The sequence below is a fragment of the Streptomyces lunalinharesii genome, assembly GCF_039532155.1.
GTDB lineage: Bacteria > Actinomycetota > Actinomycetes > Streptomycetales > Streptomycetaceae > Streptomyces > Streptomyces lunalinharesii.
The window spans coordinates 255,448-273,909 of record NZ_BAAARK010000010.1; the positions used below are offsets into that span (position 1 = coordinate 255,448).

Genomic DNA, 18,462 nt, shown 5'->3' on the forward strand with positions numbered 1-18,462 from the left:
CATGATGAGCGCGACCAGCACCCTCGCCCTGACGCACTTCGTCACCCTTGCCGACAGTTTCGACAAGGACAAGGTGACCCCCGGCGTCCTCGGCTTCATCGTCTTCGCGGTCATCGGCGGCGCCGTGTGGCTGCTGATGAAGTCCATGAACAAGCACATGCGCAAGGTGGACTTCGAGGAGCCCGCGGAGGACGGCCAGGGCCCCGCAGCCCCGGCGACCGCCGCGGCTGCGAAGCCGAAGACCAGCTGACCGCCCGGCGCCGGGCCCCGAGCCCGGCGTGGGGCGTGCGCACCGCGCCACCGGTCCGTGGACCCGGTGCCGGTTCGTGCGCCGGCCGTCTGGCAGCGGCCGGTCGACCGGCCCGGCGGCTCGCTGATCCAAGAGGTCAGCGAGCCGTGCCCGCGACCGGACGCCCCGGCTCCGCCCCGGGCGGCGCACGCCGGCACCGTCACTCGGCGGCGGCCGGCTCCTTCGGCACGCCCATGATCTCCCGGGCGTGCCGGTCCGGCACCATGCCCAGTCGCCACGCCTGCCACCCCGTCTCGGGCTCGACCCCGCGCTCCAGCAGCAGCCCGAAGGTCTGCGCGCAGTCCTCCAGCTTGGCGTCCCGTCCGTCGTGCCGCTCCCGGACCAGCTGCGCCAGCTCCTCCTGCGCCACCGCCGCGCCGACCACCGAACCGCCGGGCGAGGCGAACGGCAGCAGCGTGCACCGCAGGAACCGCGCCCAGTCCGCCCCGCGGCGGTCGCCGTAGCCGGCGAAGAGCCGCCCGGCCTCGTCGGCCAGCTCCAGTGCCTGGGCCGTACGGCCGTTGCCGGCATCGATGACGGCCAGCTCCAGCACCGACCACGCCTCGCCGTGCGCCACCCCGATCCGCTGGAAGTCCTTCCGGGCGTCCTGGAGCAGCTGCCGGGCGAAGCCGCTGTTGCGCAGCGAACCGGTCTGCTCGGCCCGCAGGTCCCGGGTCACCCGCCCCGCGTGGTGCCGGGCGCAGGCCAGGCCGTAGCCGTCCTGCATCCGACTGAACATGTTCCGCGAGCGCTCCAGCTGCCGCAGGGCCTCGTCGCGCTCGCCGCGCTCCTCCAGTGCCTGGCCGAGGTAGTACATCGTCCAGGCCTCGCCGCGGGCGTCCTCGTGCTGACGGTGCAGCGGCTGTGCCTGGCGCAACTGGTCCACCGCCGGGCCGGGGTCGCCGGCCACCAGGCGGGCCCGCGCCAGCTGCGTCATCGCCCAGGCCGTGCCGCGGTCGTCGTGCGTGCGTCCGTACAGCTCCAGGGCGGCGTGCAGGGCGGTCTCGGCGGCCGGGACGTCGCCCCGCCGCAGGTGGACCTGGCCGAGCTGGAAGTGCGCCCACGCCTGGCCGTGCAGGCTCTCGCTCTCCTCGTGGAGCGCCACCGACTCGCTCAGCATCTCCAGCGCCTCGGCGAGCCGCGCCCGGTCCCGCTCGACCGCGGCCAGGGCGTGCAGCGTCCACGCCCGGTCGCCGCGCACGTCGGGGCCGGCCTGGAGGTCCAGCGCCTCCCGCAGCTTGGCCGCCGCCTCGGTGAGACTGCCCTGCTGCTGGAGCGTGATGCCCAGGTCGCGCAGCGCACGGGCCGCACCCACCGGGTGCTGCGCCTCGAAGTAGAGGTCGACCACCGACGACAGCGTCGTCCGGGCGCGGTCCAGCTCGCCCAGCTGGCGGGCCGCGACGCCGGTGCGCCACTGCACCGAGCGGACCAGCATCCCCTGGCCGGCCGCCCGGGTCAGCTCGCTCAGCTCGCCCAGGCGGTAGAGGTCGCCGCGCAGCAGGCAGTAGTCGCACAGCGCACCCAGCAGGTGCGCGACGGTGTCCTGGTCGACCTCCTGATCGGCGTGGCGCAGGGCGGCGGTGATGAAGCTGGTCTCGTCGTCCAACCACTGCAGGGCCGCGTCCAGGGACGCGAACCCGTGCGGGCCGAAGCGGTCGGCGCGGGTGGAGGTGTTGCCGTCGACGAGGCGGATCACCGCGTCGGCCAGCTCCGCGTAGCCGCGGATCAGCCGCTCCTGGGCCGCGGCGCGCTCGGCCGGCTCCTCCTCCTCGGCCAGCCGGGCGTGCGCGAACCGGTGCACCAGGGGGTGCAGGCGGTACCGCTCGCCGCGGACGTGCTCGATCAACCCCGCCCCGGCCAGCGCGGTCAGCCGCTGCTTGGCCTCCGCGTCCGCGACGCCCAGCAGCGCCGCCGCGGCGGCCACCCCCAGGCTCGCCCGGCCCACCAGGGCCAGCCGACGCAGCAACTGCCGGGCCTGCGGCGGCTGGTCGGCGTAGCGCAGCGCCAGGGCCCGCTCCACCGGTGCCGCCCCGCCGGCCGCCGCCAGCTCCTCGGCCAGCGCGGCGGGGGAGCGGTCGCCCAGCGCGGAGCCGACCACCCGCAGCGCCAGCGGCAGGCCGGCGCACAGCTCCGCGATCCGGTCGATCGCCCGCGCGTCGTACGGGGCCGCGCCGTCTGTCGGCTGTGCACCGGCCGCCGAGCGCAGCAGCTCCTCGGTGCCCGCCGCGTCCAGCGCCGCCACCGGCAGTTGGTGCACCCGGGCCGCCAGGTCGGCGGGCAGGTCCAGCGGCGTGCGGGAGGTGACCAGGACCAGGCTTTCGGAGCGGTCCGGTACCAGGGCCCGCACCTGCTCGGCGTCCGAGGCGTCGTCGAGCAGCACCACCGTGGGGAGCCCGGACAGGTGCTGGTGGTAGAGCTCGGTGAGCCGCCTGACGTGCTGCTCCTGCGAGGGGCGCTCGCGGAACAGCAGCTGCTCGCGCGGCGCGCCCAGGCGGTTCAGCAGGTGCAACAGCGCGTCCCGGGTCGGCAGCGGCACCTCGCCGGGGGTGTCGCCGCGCAGGTCCACCAGGCACGCGCCGCGGAACTGATCGCGCAGCTGGTGTGCGGCCCGCACCGCCAGCGCCGTCCGCCCCGCCCCGGAATCGCCGTGCAGTACCACCACGATCGGCCGGGTCTCGGTGCTCGCCCGGCCGGCCTGCACCCACTGGGCGATCTGTGCCAGCTCGGCCCGCCGCCCGGCGAACGTGCCGTCGGGACGGGGGAGTTGAGCGAACGAGCGCTCCAGGACCGACCGCTGGCGGGCCGCCGCGCTGCGGTCCGCGCCGCGCAACTGCGGCCCCCGCGCGCCCTTCGCCTTCCCCGCCGACTGGGTGGCCGACCCGCCGCCGCTGCGGGCCGCCGCGCTCACCATCCGCTGCTGGTCCAGGAACGGGCGGATGCCGCGCACCTCCAGCGCCGTCAACCACTGGAGCCGCAGCTGCTCCGGCCCGCCGGGCTGACCGCGCATCCCGGCCTGGCGGTGCGCCGCCGGGAAGTGACCGGCGGTCAGCTTCACGACCGTGGCCGCCGCGCCGGCCACCAGCGCGGCGGCGCCCGCCCCGAGCGCCGGCCCGCCACCCGTGCCGTACGCCAGGTCCACTCCGAACGCGGCCACCGCGGCGACCGCCGACGCGACGACGGGGGTGCCCAGCTCCTTGCGCGAGAGCCGCCCCGCGAGCGGGCGCCGGCCGGCCGCCGCCTCGTCCAGCGCGCGGACGTACGCCGCGTACTCCTCCGCGGCGGGGGCGGCCAGCTCGTCCAGCGCCGCCCGCGCCCGGCTGAGCAGCGCCGGCCCGTCGAGCCGGCCGCCGGAGCGGCGCACCTCCTCCTCGACGGCCCGCGCCAGCAGCCCGTCCGCTTCCTTCCGATGGCCGTCCCGCAGTCCAGCCAGTTCGCCCGGCATGCCCGTCCCCCCTCCAGCAGTCGCCAGGTGTCCTGGCGGTCAAGCGGTCGTCGACGGAACACCCCTGCCCACCGGCGCGTCCCCGCACCCCTGCGGCCCGCCCGGTGTGATCTCCGCCGTGCGGACAGTCTTCCGTGTCCGGGCGGATTCCGGCAGGGCTGTGGATAACTCCTGCCTCTCCCGGAATCCGGGGCCCCCGTGGGAGAGGATGGCCCCATGCCGAACCGCCTGGCCCATGAGACGTCCCCGTACCTGCTCCAACACGCCGACAATCCGGTCGACTGGTGGCCGTGGTCCCCCGAAGCGTTCGAGGAGGCCCGACGGCGCGGCGTTCCGGTGCTGCTCAGCGTCGGCTACAGCTCGTGCCACTGGTGCCAGTGCACTTGCTGAACCCATAAGTGCCTACCAGGCGTGACGCCATACAGTGATTCCATGAGCGCCGAAAGTGACGACCTTGACGCCCAGATCGACGCCTGGACGCAGGAGCAGTTAGCCGCCTCGCCTGATTGGTCCGTGGAGAAGTGGACGAGCGTTATGGCGATCCTAGAGCCGGGCGACCGAGGTAACCCCACCTCGTGACAGGCCGGCATGAGATGACCTGCCCGCCCGTCAACCCCGTTTCTTTCTGAGCATGGAGTGGTGGGCATGGAACCGTGATCGCAGGTTCACCAAGATCAGCCGCACAAGCCTCTTCGTGCCGGGGGTGGTCTCGCCTGGACACGCTGTCCGTACCTGGGAGTGTTAGTGCGTTGTTGCCTGTCCTAGCCTGGCCCCGGCAGAGCAAAGGGGTGGGAGCAAGATGCCGAAGATGCCTGAGAGTTGGCGCGTTGGGCGCATGGCCGTGAATGCTGGTTTGGGAACGCCAAGGGGTCGGCCGCTGGGCTGACATGGCGGACGTTATGTTCACTCCGAACGACATCGTCAAGCCCTTCGAGAACGAGTACGGCGAACCCATGATCTTCTGGCAGCAGACAGCGCGGGAGCGCACTGGTTCACGGGGTGCTTCAAATCCACAGAGTGGTGGCGCCGACCGGTCGAGTGAACTGATCTTTCCTGACGGTGAGGTTCCTTGGCTCTGCTACATCTGACGTCGCGCCTGTCACTTCAACGTCTCATCAATGTGGGGGAGCGGAGGGGTGATCGCGTCGAACTGCGCGTGGGGTGGCTGCCCACGTCGGCAACTGCTCGGGCGAAGGTACGGAAGGTCAAGACCCGCTCGGGGGCACCAAGGCCGCGTAGCGCGCACAAGAAACCGACCAGAAGGGTCAGGGGGTAGATGGCGCGCTGGAGGGTGAGTGCACTAGCGCAGATCACGGTAGACAGCAGTGCCACGGTCACGATGAGAATCCTTTCGGATCGACGGCGCACCGCCCGGTGCGCTGACCTCATACAAGGCTGCGCGGTGCCTGAACTCCGAGGCGCGTTGCGTGCCAAGGCGCTCAAAGTTCCTGGTCGGGCCGACAATGTCCGGACTTCCGGTCCGGATCGTCTACCAGGAGTTGTCGTCACGCCTCGTGTTCACATCTGGGTCGAAGGGAGAGTGGCGGCTGCCCGCAAAGTCGGTTCCGTTGTCGAGGCTGGGGCGGACGGCCGCCTTTGCTGCCGCGCCGGAGCCGCTTGCGGATTTGGTCAGCCCGCTCGGGAACATGCGCGGGATGCCTCGGTGTCGCAGCCAGGTCCAGATGGCTCCGGAGGGTGCAGCCCTTGGCGCTCCAGCCGCGTCCAAGGGCTCCTCTCGCCTCTATCGCCGCGGGTGAACCGCATGCAGTCGTTGGTGTTCCGGCCCGCGACACCCAGGAGGGCCAACGGCCCAGCGCGCCGCAAGCCAGGTACATCCTGGCGGTCGATTCTCCGGAAAGCGGCCGAGCGCCAAGCCGTGGAGACCCTCTCTCGATGCCTGGCGGCATGCTGGTGAGCGTCTACAAGGGTGGAGTTCACCGGACCCCAGTCAGTCGATGTGGCCGGACCGGATCCCCCTGAAGCAGCTGCTCGGAGGCGCGGTCCTCGGCCTTCTGGCGGAAACAGGTGTGCAGACGGCTTGGGCGCGTCCCGCCAAACCGTACCGGTGGGAACTTTCAGACGATTCCATTCGGCGCGTTCCGGTCGTCAAACCGTTGCCGGCGCCGTAGGCCCCGAGAGGCAGCTGCTGGGAGAACGCTCACTTGATATCGAACGATTCATCTAGCTCATGATGACGTAACGCCCGATCATGATCCATCACTAAAGATCGGCACGTTGTACGCGATTTAGCGGAATCACGTCAATGCGTGAATCCTCGGGATGGATCGCGAGGTGACACGTTCCCGAACTCCTCGAACCATCCTTCTGGCCGCAGATTTCTAATGCCCATATGTTGATTGAGCGGGTTGTCAGGGTGCTCCAGTCCTTGCATCATCGGGTCGTAGAGAAAAAGTACATCGTGGTCTTGGAAAAGCAGATCGGAACAAACGCCCCAGTCATAGTCGCCCTGTTGTTCGGGGAGTCCTTGTGTGAACTCAGCCACGAGATCCGGTTGATCGCGTGTCATTGCCGAAGCGCTCTCTAGAGCAAAGTGGAGCGCCAGCTCCTCCGCCGCGCAGCGTGGTTCGGGAGCGTGGCCGAGAGTGATGTCCTCGTTGAGATCATCCAGGGCTCTTAGTGCCCTGCGCCGCCAGCGCCGTGGCTGGTTCCATGTGGAGGCCGGCAAGAGTGCGAAGAAGATCCCAAAGCTGTTCGGGGAGATCGGCTGGTCACCCAGTTCGTCCAACTCTTCATGAGCCATATCGGCGAGGATCTCCAGGTTGCAGCTGAGGATGCGTGATGTGCGGGCCGTCATCTGCCACGGCTCTTCGTCCTCCTCATCCCATTCGGCATTCGGGTCCCAGGTTTCCGAACCCAGTTCGTGTCCCATTTCGGGCCGGTAGATTCTTGGTTCATTGAAGAATGCGGTTGCAACCGCATCTCCGCCTTCTGTGGCGCGGACGTACCACTCATGAGCTTCGTCGTCTTGACTGTGCCGCTGAGCGATCACGCCCCGGAGTCGCATGGCAAGAGCATCTCCTTGACCGGCGGCCCTCTCGTAGCAGGCCGCTGCTTTGTCCCATCGCCCTTCAATTTCGTGGAGGGCACCAAGGGCGCGGGCCTGCAACGGCGTTCCTGTCTCAGATACGGTCCGGTACCACGCGGACCAGGTGTGTTCCGGCCGTCTTTCGCGCTGTACGAACCCAAGGTCGTGCATAGCGACGTGGTTACCTTGGGCCGCCAGCGGAGAGAAGCAGCGCTCGGAGAGCACCAGTCGACCGAAGCGGAAGGCAGACCGTCCGACAGGTAGCAGCTCGCTACCGCCATTCGCGTGCGTGACCGCAGCTTCCCAAACCTCGTCGGGGATGGCCGTCGCTTCGACGGCACTGGCAACGGCGTCCACGAGGTAGTCGAATGGCCGCCAAGCCTCGGTGGTATCCGTGGCAACCAGCATTCCTGCCACACCGAACTGGATCTCGGTTGCCCATGCTAGAGCCTGCTCGGGGCTCTCAGCTTGGAGGCGTGAGGCATCCCCGGCACAGAGATAGCACGTGGATAATTCCAGCAGGGTCTCGGCGGGCAGAGGGGTGGAGATGCCTGCCCGCGCAAGGTCAATCGCTGCCTGAACCAAGGCAGCGCCACGGGGATGGCCTTTCGGCTGGCGTCGAGTCGTCAGGAATTCCTCGAGCAGCTTCGGTCCGGCTGCGAGGTATTCCGCGATGCCGTGAACGCCGTGGTGGTGGGCTGCGTCAGCCAGACGGCTGTCGGGGTTTGGGTTTGCCAGGTGTGCGCGGAGCCTACCCATTTCCGTCTCGGACCACTGCCGGTCCAGTACGAGGGGCTCGATGAGATTCAGGACCCGGGATCCAAGGCGGCGCACGGATGCCACGTCAGCGTCCATGCCTCGTAATGCGCGCTCACTGTAATTGCCGTACACCTCAGAACGCATGGTGGCCATGACCACAACCCGTTGCTCTAGAATCGCGGACAACATGCCTTGATCGAGGCCGCCGGGAAGGAGGAAGCGGTCGAGGTCGTCCAGCCAGAGCACCCACCTCCGGCGGCCGGACCTCGGTAGGGATACATGCGCTAGCACGGGGCTCAGGTCGCTGGCTGCAGGCGGGGCGATGATCCAGTGTTCGGGCAGTTCGCGTCGTACAGCCTCGAAGGCGCACCGAGATTTTCCGGCTGTGGACTCGCCGACTAACAAGACGAGGCCTCCGGTCTCCCTGGCTTCCACCAGCTGAGCCGAGACTGCGCTGTCCGCGTCCCGTGGCACATAGGTCGGTAGTGGAGGAGCGCCCTCAAGGCGACTTGTTCGGTGTACGCCCAGTTCCAGAGGATCAGACTCAGCCACAGGGCGGATCGGGATCCGGACTGCGCCCACCGTGATCTGGCGCGATTCCTCTGGCGCCGGACTGGGAGTCTTTGCTCGCGCCGCGCGCAGTAGGCGATCCCAAACTGCCGGGTCGGCCAGTGCGACAGGGAGGGCGATGTTTCGCTGCCGAGCCAAGCTGTCGACCGCCCGGAGAAACTCTCGGAAGAGCTTATTGGTCGGTGTGTGCTTCCCGCTTCGCCAATCGCTGATGCGCTGCACGGACAGGGAACTTCGCCCCAGGCGGTCCCTGCTCGCAGAGCAGATGGCGGCTGGCTTAGGGGAGCCAGCGGCAGCGAAAAGAGCCTCCAGGTGCTCCCGGAATTTGCGCTTTCCCTTGTGCTCAGTCATGAGGAATCTTCCAGCGCTGTCAGACAGCTCCCAGGTCGACAGCGACGAAGAAGGGTGCAGCAGTCTTGATCGAGCCGGTGAACATCTCGCCGTCCCTGTACGCCTCGGTAGCGGGGTCGAGAACGTAGGTGTAGACGAGCGGGACCCCGGTGGCGGCCTGTTCGACCCGCCAGTAGAAGGGGATACCGGCCTTGGCGTACTGATCCACCTTCACGATCCGGTCAGTGGTCTCCGAACCGGGCGATACGACCTCGACCACCAGCAGCACGTGCTCGGGGCGGGTGGGAGTGAGGTCGATGGTTTCCGCCCGGTAGACGATGACGTCCGGACGGCGGTTGGTGAGGGGAACGTCCTGCAAGCGGACGTCGAAATCCGTGTCTGCGTTCCAGTCCGGGCCCGCGGCGGCGTCCAGGGCGTTGGCCAGGATGCGGGCCGGCCGGTTGTAGCGCTTGGAGGCGCTCGGGCTCACGACGACCATCCCGTCCACGATCTCGATGCCGGCGCACTGCTCCTCGGACCAGGAGTCGTACTGTTCCGCGCTGATCTGCGTATGCATCCACGCGGGCGCCACCATCTCGGCGGTCATGGTGTACCTCCTTCGAGAGGCCTCGGCAGGTCCGGCGCTGCTGCGCTCAGCCTACTGTTCCGAGGTGCCGGGCTGCCCGGCTCGGAAGGGAAGGGGGCCGCCCACCACGTCATGGCGCGTAAGTCCAATTCGGCCAAGTGAGGCGGGCTCGTCAGTGTTTCACCGGTCGCGGCAGACGCTGTGAGAGGCTGGGGCATATGAACCGGTTGGCTGGTGTGACCTCGCCTTATCTGCTGCAGCATGCCGACAATCCGGTCGACTGGTGGCCGTGGGGACCTGAGGCGTTCGAGGAAGCGAAACGGCGCGATGTGCCCGTTCTGCTGTCGGTCGGTTACTCCGCGTGCCACTGGTGCCACGTCATGGCGCACGAGAGCTTCGAGGACCCGGACGTGGCCGCGCTGCTCAACGAGCACTTCGTGGCGGTCAAGGTCGACCGCGAGGAGCGCCCGGACGTGGACGCCGTCTACATGGAGGCGGTCCAGGCGGCCACCGGGCAGGGCGGTTGGCCGATGACCGTCTTTCTCACGCCCGACGCCGAGCCCTTCTACTTCGGGACGTACTTCCCGCCCGAGCCGCGCCACGGCATGCCGTCGTTCGGGCAGGTCGTCGAAGGGGTCCGCGGGGCGTGGACGGACAGGCGCGAGGAGGTCGGCGAGGTGGCCGGCCGGATCGTCGCCGACCTCGCGGGCCGTTCGCTGGCCGAGTCGCTGCCCGCGGGGGAGCAGCGGCCCCCGCGGCCCGAGGAGCTGGCGGGCGCCCTGATGGGGCTGACCCGTGAATTCGACGCGGTGCACGGCGGGTTCGGCGGTGCGCCGAAGTTCCCGCCGTCCATGGTCGTGGAGTTCCTGCTGCGCCACCACGCCCGGACGGGGTCCGCGGGCGCCCTGGAGATGGTCGAGGCGACCTGCGCCGCGATGGCCCGCGGCGGCATCTACGACCAGCTCGGCGGCGGCTTCGCCCGCTACTCCGTCGACCGGGAATGGGTCGTTCCGCACTTCGAGAAGATGCTGTACGACAACGCCCTGCTGTGTCGCGCCTACGCCCACCTGTGGCGCGCCACCGGCTCCGACCTGGCCCGTCGGATCGCCCTGGAGACCGCCGACTTCATGGTCCGCGAACTCCGCACCGAACAGGGCGGCTTCGCCTCCGCACTGGACGCGGACAGCGACGACGGGACGGGCCGGCACACCGAGGGCGCGTACTACGTCTGGACGCCGGAGCAGCTGCGCGCCGTCCTGGGCGAGAAGGACGCCGAGTTCGCCGCCACGTACTTCGGCGTCACCGAGGACGGCACCTTCGAGGAGGGCGCCTCCGTCCTGCAACTCCCGGACACCGGTGACCTGGTGGACGCGGGGCGGGTGGCGTCGGTGAAGGAACGGCTGCTCGCGGCCCGCGCCGAGCGCCCCCGCCCCGGGCGCGACGACAAGGTCGTCGCCTCCTGGAACGGGCTGGCCGTCGCCGCGCTCGCCGAGACCGGTGCCTTCTTCGACCGGCCCGACCTGGTGCAGGCCGCCACCGACGCCGCCGACCTGTTGGTCCGCGTCCACATGGACTGGCAGGCGCGGCTGCACCGCACCTCCCGCGACGGCACGGCCGGTACCCACACCGGTGTCCTGGAGGACTACGCGGACGTCGCGGAGGGGTTCCTCGCGCTGGCGTCGGTCACCGGGGAGGGCGTCTGGGTGGAGTTCGCCGGCTTCTTCCTGGACACCGTGCTGGTCCAGTTCACCGCCCCGGACGGCACGCTCTACGACACCGCCGCCGACGCCGAGCGACTGATCCGCCGCCCCCAGGACCCGACCGACAACGCCACGCCCTCCGGGTGGACGGCCGCGGCCGGGGCGCTGCTGTCGTACGCGGCGCTGACCGGCAGCGCGCTGCACCGGGAGGCCGCCGAGCGCGCCCTGGGCGTCGTCACGGCCCTGGGCGGCCGGGCGCCGCGCTTCATCGGCTGGGGGCTGGCGGTCGCCGAGGCCGCGTTGGACGGGCCGCGCGAGGTCGCGGTGGTCGGCCCGCCGGACGCCCCGGCCACCCGGGCGCTGCACCGGGCCGCGCTGCTGGGTACTGCCCCCGGGGCGGTGGTGGCGCTGGGCGCGCCGGGGGAGGACACCACCCAGGTGCCGCTGCTGACGGCGCGCCCCCTGGTCGACGGTGAGCCGGCCGCCTACGTGTGCCGGCACTTCACCTGCGAGCGGCCGACGACGGACCCGGAGGAGCTGGCGGAGCGGCTGCGCCCCTAAGGCGGTGCGGCGGGTCGGCCGACGGTGGCCCGTAGGCGGCCCGCCCCGCCGGTTCCCTCGGGGGCCGGTGGGCCCGTACCCGTCCCAAGTCCTAGGACCAGCGACCGGATTGAACTTGACGCGGGCGTCAAGTTCTAGCCTCGGTGCATGACGAACCGCACGCACCGCGAAGTCCGCCTGGTCGCTCGCCCCACCGGCCCGGTCACCGACGACCTCTTCGAGATCGTGGAGGTCCCCGTCCCGGAGCCGACGGCCGGGCAGGTACTGGTACGCAACACCCTGATGAGCGTCGCCGCCGTGATGCGCACCCTGATGGACGAGGTCACCACCGTCCCGATGCCGTCCTTCGTGGTCGGCGAGGCGCTCAACGGGCCGGCCGTCGGCGAGGTGGTCGCCGCCCCCGGGACCGACCTCAACCCCGGTGACCTGGTCACGCACCGCCTCGGCTGGCGTGAGTACGCCCTGTTGGACGCCGGGGACGTCCAGCGCCTCGACGCCGGGCTGCTGCCCGACCCGGCCGGCCACCTCTCCCAGGGGCCCACCGCCCTGATGGGCATCGACCGTGGTGCCGAAGTCCGCCCCGGGGACACGGTGTTCGTCACCGGCGCGGCCGGCGGCGTCGGTTCGCTGGCCGGGCAGATCGCCAAGCTGCGCGGCGCCGCCCGGGTCATCGGCAGCACCGGCTCGCCGGCGAAGGGCGACCGGCTGCGCAAGGAGTTCGGCTACGACGCGGTGGTCGTCCGCGGCGCCGGGCCCATCGAGGAGCAGTTGCGGGCGGCCGCCCCGGAGGGCATCGACGCGGTCTTCGACAACGTGGGCGGCGAGCAGCTCCAGGCCGCGATCGCCCTCGCCAACCGCGGCGCCCGGATCGCCGTGGTGGGCGCGCTCTCCACCCAGCTGGCCGAGGGGGCGGCGGTCCTTACACCGATCGACACCCTGTTGCTGCTGGCCCGCAGCATCACCCTGCGCGGCGTCGCGCTCTACGACCACCTGGACCTGATCCCCGAGTGGAACCGGCTGTTCGGGCAGGGGCTGCGCGAGGGCACCCTCACCTTCCCGCACGCCCGCCTCCACGGCATCGAGCAGGCCCCGCAGGCGCTGCAGGAGCTGATCGCGGGACGCCATCTGGGCGCCGTACTGGTGGAGTTGTAAGGCGCGGTCCCCGGGTGGGACGGTTGCGCGAAGCGGCCCCGGAGGTGGCCCGTGCGGTCGTCCCACCGGGGCCCGCCCCGTCCCGGAGGTAGCCTGCAAGGGTGACGACCTTGCTCGGGTACCGCTCGCTCGTCCAGGAGGCCGCGGCGCTGCGGTCCGGTGCGGACGATCCCCTCGACGCGGCGCGCCGCACCTGCGACCGCATCGACGCCGTAGACCCCCGGATCCGGGCCTTCGTGCCCGAACCAGGGCGCCGCGACCGGCTGTCGACCGCCGCCCGGGAGCTGGCCTCGGCCGGCCCACCGGGCCCCGCCGGGCGCCCCGCCCTGTACGGCGTCCCGGTCGGCGTCAAGGACATCGTGCACGTCGACGGGTTGCCCACCCGGGCGGGTTCGGCGCTGCCGCCCGAGGAGCTGACCGGCCCGCAGGCGGCCGTCGTGGACCGGCTGCGGGTCGCCGGGGCGCTGATCGCGGGCAAGACGGTGACCGCGGAGTTCGCGGTCACCGCCCCGGGGCCGACCCGCAACCCGCACAACCCGGCGCACACGCCCGGCGGTTCGAGCAGCGGCTCGGCCGCGGCGGTCGCCGCCGGGATGGTCCCGCTGGCCATCGGGACGCAGACCGTGGGCTCGATGATCCGGCCCGCCGCCTACTGCGGAGTGGTCGGGTTCAAGCCGACCTACGGGCGGATCCCGCTCGACGGAGTGATCCCGAACGCGCTCAGCTTCGACACCCTCGGGTGCTACGCGACGGAACTCGCGGGGATCGCGCTGGCGGCGCCGGTGCTCTGCGACGACTGGCGGACCGCGGACGCCGAAGCGCCGGACCGGCGACCGGTGTTGGGCGTACCGGCCGGCCCCTATCTGGAGCGGGCCGACACCGAGGCGCTGACCGCCTTCGCGGCCCAGCGGGAGCTGCTGACGGCGGCCGGCTACGAGGTCCGCGAGGTGCCCGTGATGGCCGACTACGCGCAGGTCGTGGCGGAACTCTTCACCATGAACCGCTACGAGGTCGCCCGCGCCCACACCGAGCGGTTCGCCCGCCACGCCGACCTCTACCGGCAGCAGACCACGGCCGCCATCCAGGAGGGGCGCTCGATCGGGGACGCCGCCTACCGGGCGGCCGCGGAGCGCCGCACCGCCTTCCGCGAACGGCTCGCGGCGGACGGCGCCGCCGCCGGGATCGACCTGTGGATCGCCCCGGCGGCCACCGGGCCGGCGGCCGCCGACCTCACCACCACGGGCAGCGCGATCATGTGCCTCCCGTGGAGCAACGCCGGGCTGCCCTCGCTGAGCCTGCCCGCCGGCCGGGCCGCAAACGGGCTGCCGCTGGGGCTCCAGTTGGTGGGCCGGTCCGGGGCCGACGAGTCCCTGCTCACCTGGGCGGTCGACGTCGAACGGGTCCTGAACGAGACCTTCGGGGAACCGGCGGCCGGGCGCTAGGCCGTAGCGCGACCACGGGGGACGAGGGGGAGGCGGATGCGGATCGGGGACGCGGCGGCGGCAGCGGGGCTGACGCCGCGGGCGCTGCGCTACTACGAGCAACAGGGGCTGGTGACGGCCCGGCGGATGCCGTCGGGGCACCGGGAGTACGACGCGGAGGACGTCCGCCGGCTGCGGGCCGTCCGCGAACTGCGCGAGGCGGGGCTGACCGTCGGCGACGTCCGGGCCTTCGCGCACCTGCTGGAATCCCTGCCGCCGGAGGGCGTACCGGACCTGTTCGTGCAGGACGCGGGCTCCGGGCGCTGCGCGGCCGCCGAGGCGGTGGCCCGCCGCCGGTTGGCCGAGTTGGACGGCCACATCGCGCGGTTGTCCCGGTTGCGCTCGCGCCTGGCGGCCCGCCTGGGGGAGCCGGGCGATCCGGGGAACGGCGCTGCGAGCGCGGAGGGCCGCGCGGTCAGAGGGTGAGGCCGCGGGCCAGGACGTCCATCGACCGGTGGATGAGCTCCTGCGGGCTCGTCGCCTCGTGGTCCCCGGCCCAGCGCAGCATCGCCTCCTGGAGAGCGGCGAGGCCGGCCGCGCTGACGACGCGGATCCCCAGGTCGTCCGCCGGGCGCCCGGCGCGCTCGGCCAGTGCGGCGCTGACGGTCTCGATGTGTCGGGCGGTGAGTTCCGCGGTGCGGCCCCGCACGGCCGGCACGTCGCGGATCAGCCGGATGCGCTGGACGAGTTCTCCGCGGTCGGTCGCGCCGATGTCGCGCATGATCCCGACCGTGACGTGCCGCAGGGTCTCGACGAACGGTTCGCCGGTCGGGCGGGCGCGGATCCCGGCCGCCAGCAGGGCGTCGTACTCGTCGGTGAGCACGATGTCCTCCTTGGCGGGGAAGTAGCGCAGGACCGTGCTGGGGGAGACCTCCGCGGCCGCGGCGATCCGGTCGACGGGGGTCGCGTCGTAGCCCCGCTCCGCGAAGAGCCGGAAGGCGGCCCGACGGATCGCCTGCCGGGTCTTGAGCTTCTTCCGCTCACGCAGCCCGGGCTTCGACGTGCCGGGGGCGGCGGCGGAAACGCGTGCGCAGACCATGCGGCTCATTGTCCCCGCCCGTTGCGTGGCCGATGCACGGTGCCCTGACGGCGCTCTGATTGTCAGTGGGGTGTGTCACGCTGCGAAGCGGGCATGATTACTGTCAGTGACGATCGGCTGAGGGGACGGGGAGGTTCGCGATGCGACCCGCGATGCACGTGTACGCCGCGCTCGCCGCCGCGCTGTGCGTGGGCGGCTTCCTGGTGGGGGGTGGCCTGTTGGTGACGGCTCTGGTGCTGGCCGGACTGGCGGTCTTGACGTGGCGCGTGGCCGCCGCCTCCCGGCCGCGGCCGGGGTGGGGCGCTGCGGGGGTCGGGAGACCGGGCAGGAGACCGGGTGGCAGACGCGACGGGTCGACCACCCGGATCCGCTCCGACTCAGCGGTGCGAATACGCGACGAGCGAGATGCCCACGTAGTGCACGACGAAGGCCGCGAGGGTGAAGGAGTGGAAGACCTCATGGAAGCCGAACCACCGCGGTGACGGGTTGGGGCGCTTGATGCCGTAGATCACGCCGCCGGCGCTGTAGAGCAGCCCGCCGACGACCACGAGGACGAGGACGGCGATGCCGCCGGTGCGCAGGAAGTCGGGCAGGAAGAAGACGGCGGCCCAGCCCATGGCGATGTAGCAGGGGGTGTAGAGCCAGCGCGGCGCGCCGACCCAGAAGACCCGGAAGGCGATGCCCGCCAGTGCGGCCGCCCAGACCGCCCAGAGCAGTACCTGGCCGCGGGTGCCCGTCACCAGGAGCAGCGTCAGGGGGGTGTAGGTGCCGGCGATGATCAGGAAGATGTTGGCGTGGTCGAGCCGGCGCAACACCCCGTCCATCCGGGGGCTCCAATTGCCGCGGTGGTAAAGGGCGCTGACGCCGAACAGCAGGCACGCGCTGATCGTGTAGATCGCGCAGGCCAGGCGGCCGCGGGGGCTGTCGGCGAGCGCGGTCAGCACGATGCCGGAGAGCAGGACGGCCGGAAACATCCCGGCGTGCAGCCAGCCCCGCAGCTTCGGCTTGAGCGGCCCGGCCGCGGCGTCGGCCGTCGTGGCCGGGGAGCCGGTATCGGTCCTGGACGGCGCGGCAGGGGGGCGGCTTTCGGCGGCGTCAGGCGCGGAAGTCATGGCGCAATGCTACCTACGCAACCGTAAGTTACGGATTCGTCCTGAAGTGGTGACGGTCACCACGGTGCCCCCTGGACAGAACCCATTCAGGGTCGGATGATCAAATGAGTGCGGTCGGCACCGGATGAGCGGTCACGAAGCATCCGGGTCGCAGCCCCCAAGGGGCAGACAAGTAAAAGCAGCGGTTTCCTTGCCTTATGAGCAGGAAGCCGGCCAAAACCCCTCATCTAGGAGCGATCGTGGCGCGCGACAACGCGGCTCCCACCCCGACCCGGCACCAGGCCCTGCTCGACTGGGTCGACGAAATAGCGGCGATCACCCAGCCCGACCGGGTCGTCTGGTGCGACGGCTCGGAAGCGGAGTACGAGCGGCTGTCCGAGGAGCTCGTCGAGAAGGGCACGTTCCGCAAGCTCGACCCGATCAAGCGCCCCAACTCGTACTACGCCGCGTCCGACCCGACGGACGTCGCGCGTGTCGAGGACCGCACCTTCATCTGTTCGGAGAAGGAAGAGGACGCCGGCCCGACCAACCACTGGAAGGCCCCCGCCGAGATGCGGGAGATCTTCGCAGGTGAGAAGGGCGTCTTCCGCGGCGCGATGAAGGGCCGGACGATGTACGTCGTCCCGTTCTGCATGGGCCCGCTCGGCTCCTCGCTCTCCGCCATCGGGGTGGAGATCACCGACTCCGCCTACGTCGCCGTGTCGATGCGCACCATGACGCGGATGGGCCAGGCGGTCCTCGACGAGCTCGGCACGGACGGCTTCTTCGTCAAGGCCGTGCACACCCTCGGCGCCCCGCTCGCCGAGGGCGAGCAGGACGTGCCGTGGCCGTGCAACCCCACCAAGTACATCTCGCACTTCCCCGAGGCCCGCGAGATCTGGTCGTACGGCTCGGGCTACGGCGGCAACGCCCTGCTCGGCAAGAAGTGCTACGCGCTGCGGATCGCCTCCGTCATGGCCCGCGACGAGGGCTGGCTGGCCGAGCACATGCTCGTCCTCAAGCTGACCCCGCCGCAGGGCGAGGCCAAGTACGTCGCCGCGGCGTTCCCGAGCGCCTGCGGCAAGACCAACCTGGCCATGCTGGAGCCGACGATCCCCGGCTGGACGGTCGAGACCATCGGCGACGACATCGCCTGGATGCGGTTCGGCGCGGACGGCCAGCTCTACGCGATCAACCCCGAAGCCGGCTTCTTCGGCGTCGCGCCCGGCACCGGCGAGCACACCAACGCCAACGCCATGAAGACCCTCTGGGGCAACTCCGTCTTCACCAACGTCGCCCTCACCGACGACGGTGACGTGTGGTGGGAGGGCATGACCGAGGAGACCCCGGCCCACCTGACGGACTGGAAGGGCAACGACTGGACGCCCGCCTCCGGCGTGCCGGCCGCGCACCCCAACGCGCGCTTCACCGTGCCCGCCGCCCAGTGCCCGACCATCGCGCCCGAGTGGGAGGACCCCAAGGGCGTGCCGATCTCGGCCATCCTGTTCGGCGGTCGCCGGGCCAGCGCGGTGCCGCTGGTGACCGAGTCGCTGAGCTGGCAGCACGGCGTGTTCCTCGGTGCCAACGTGGCGTCCGAGAAGACCGCCGCCGCCGAGGGCAAGGTCGGGGAGCTGCGCCGCGACCCGTTCGCCATGCTGCCGTTCTGCGGCTACAACATGGGCGACTACATGGCGCACTGGATCAAGGTCGGGGCCGACAAGGACCAGGCGAAGCTGCCGAAGATCTACTACGTCAACTGGTTCCGCAAGGACGACGCGGGCCGCTTCGTGTGGCCGGGCTTCGGCGAGAACAGCCGGGTGCTCAAGTGGATCGTCGAGCGGCTGGCGGGCACGGCCGAGGGCGTCGAGACGCCGATCGGCGTGCTGCCCACCAAGGACGCGCTGGACACCGAGGGCCTGGAACTCTCCGAGAAGGACCTGGAGTTCCTGCTCACCGTCGACAAGGAGGTCTGGCGCGAGGAGGCGGCGCTGATCCCCGAGCACCTCAACACCTTCGGTGACCACACGCCGAAGGAGCTGTGGGACGAGTACCGGGCGCTGGTGCAGCGGCTGGGCTGACGCCGTTCCGCTGCGCTGGGCTTCGTCGTACGTGGGCGGCTTTCCCGCCGCGGGTTGCTGTTGCGCCTGCGGCGGGCGTTGCCGTTGCGGGGGCTCGCCCCACGTTGTCGGCTTTCCCGCCGTGGTGGTTTCGCTTTTGCGCCTGCGGCGCGGGCCTGGTCCCACGTTGTGGGGTTTTCCGCCGTTGCGCCTGCGGCGGGCGGTGCCGCTGCGCGGGGCTGTTGGGTGCGGTGACGGGCCGGAGGGGGTGGTGTTGCAGGACTGCTGCGCTTTACGTCCTGCAACACCACCCCCTCCGGCCCGTCACCGCCCGTTGGGGGTGGGTTGAAAGGCGGGTG

The 18,462-nt window shown here is 71.1% G+C and carries 12 protein-coding genes and 1 pseudogene; 8 read left to right on the forward strand and 5 right to left on the reverse strand.

Going from position 1 to position 18,462, the window contains the following annotated elements:
- The first annotated feature begins 1 nt into the window (after position 1).
- On the forward strand, positions 2-250 hold the full coding sequence (locus ABD385_RS18390) for an RAMP4 family protein (protein ID WP_344577067.1): 249 nt from the start codon (positions 2-4) through the stop codon (positions 248-250).
- A 199-nt stretch (positions 251-449) separates the two neighbouring features.
- Here the strand turns inward: ABD385_RS18390 and ABD385_RS18395 are convergent, their stop codons facing one another.
- The gene (locus ABD385_RS18395; RefSeq protein ID WP_344577069.1) at positions 450-3,731 is read right to left on the reverse strand and encodes a tetratricopeptide repeat protein; all 3,282 of its coding nucleotides are present in this window, start codon (positions 3,729-3,731) and stop codon (positions 450-452) included.
- A 216-nt stretch (positions 3,732-3,947) separates the two neighbouring features.
- On the opposite strand from ABD385_RS18395, the pseudogene ABD385_RS18400 reads away from it, so the two are divergent.
- Both ABD385_RS18400 and ABD385_RS18405 read left to right on the forward strand, forming a co-directional pair.
- Positions 3,948-4,106 (forward strand): annotated as a pseudogene (locus ABD385_RS18400) (DUF255 domain-containing protein); the annotation flags it as partial.
- Positions 4,107-4,163: 57 nt separating this feature from the next.
- Positions 4,164-4,310, forward strand: coding sequence for a hypothetical protein (locus ABD385_RS18405; RefSeq protein WP_344577072.1), 147 nt, complete (start codon positions 4,164-4,166; stop codon positions 4,308-4,310).
- Positions 4,311-5,991: 1,681 nt separating this feature from the next.
- Here ABD385_RS18405 and ABD385_RS18410 read toward each other — a convergent pair.
- Both ABD385_RS18410 and ABD385_RS18415 read right to left on the reverse strand, forming a co-directional pair.
- Complete coding sequence (locus ABD385_RS18410) at positions 5,992-7,782, reverse strand: SEL1-like repeat protein (RefSeq protein WP_344577073.1); 1,791 nt, start codon at positions 7,780-7,782, stop codon at positions 5,992-5,994.
- Between the two features lie 694 nt (positions 7,783-8,476).
- Positions 8,477-9,043, reverse strand: coding sequence for a Uma2 family endonuclease (locus ABD385_RS18415; protein ID WP_344577075.1), 567 nt, complete (start codon positions 9,041-9,043; stop codon positions 8,477-8,479).
- Between the two features lie 197 nt (positions 9,044-9,240).
- Here ABD385_RS18415 and ABD385_RS18420 point away from each other — a divergent pair, with 197 nt between their 5' ends.
- From ABD385_RS18420 to ABD385_RS18435, 4 genes are all read left to right on the forward strand, one after another.
- Positions 9,241-11,283: a thioredoxin domain-containing protein gene (locus tag ABD385_RS18420; protein ID WP_344577077.1), complete on the forward strand. Its 2,043-nt coding sequence runs from the start codon at positions 9,241-9,243 to the stop codon at positions 11,281-11,283.
- A gap of 147 nt (positions 11,284-11,430) precedes the next feature.
- Positions 11,431-12,435: an MDR family NADP-dependent oxidoreductase gene (locus tag ABD385_RS18425; RefSeq protein WP_344577079.1), complete on the forward strand. Its 1,005-nt coding sequence runs from the start codon at positions 11,431-11,433 to the stop codon at positions 12,433-12,435.
- A 101-nt stretch (positions 12,436-12,536) separates the two neighbouring features.
- Positions 12,537-13,877 (forward strand): amidase, encoded by a 1,341-nt coding sequence (locus tag ABD385_RS18430; RefSeq protein ID WP_344577081.1) that lies wholly within the window; start codon positions 12,537-12,539, stop codon positions 13,875-13,877.
- Positions 13,878-13,913: 36 nt separating this feature from the next.
- A complete protein-coding gene (locus tag ABD385_RS18435; RefSeq protein ID WP_344577082.1) occupies positions 13,914-14,342 on the forward strand; it encodes a MerR family transcriptional regulator in 429 nt (142 codons plus the stop codon).
- Here ABD385_RS18435 and ABD385_RS18440 read toward each other — a convergent pair.
- Together ABD385_RS18440 and trhA are read right to left on the reverse strand one after the other, a co-directional pair.
- On the reverse strand, positions 14,332-14,955 hold the full coding sequence (locus tag ABD385_RS18440) for a TetR/AcrR family transcriptional regulator (RefSeq protein WP_344577084.1): 624 nt from the start codon (positions 14,953-14,955) through the stop codon (positions 14,332-14,334). The genes ABD385_RS18435 and ABD385_RS18440 overlap by 11 nt on opposite strands.
- 377 nt (positions 14,956-15,332) lie before the next feature.
- Complete coding sequence (gene trhA / locus ABD385_RS18445) at positions 15,333-16,067, reverse strand: PAQR family membrane homeostasis protein TrhA (protein ID WP_344577086.1); 735 nt, start codon at positions 16,065-16,067, stop codon at positions 15,333-15,335.
- A 239-nt stretch (positions 16,068-16,306) separates the two neighbouring features.
- Here trhA and ABD385_RS18450 point away from each other — a divergent pair, with 239 nt between their 5' ends.
- The gene (locus ABD385_RS18450; protein WP_344577088.1) at positions 16,307-18,124 is read left to right on the forward strand and encodes a phosphoenolpyruvate carboxykinase (GTP); all 1,818 of its coding nucleotides are present in this window, start codon (positions 16,307-16,309) and stop codon (positions 18,122-18,124) included.
- Positions 18,125-18,462 lie beyond the last annotated feature (338 nt).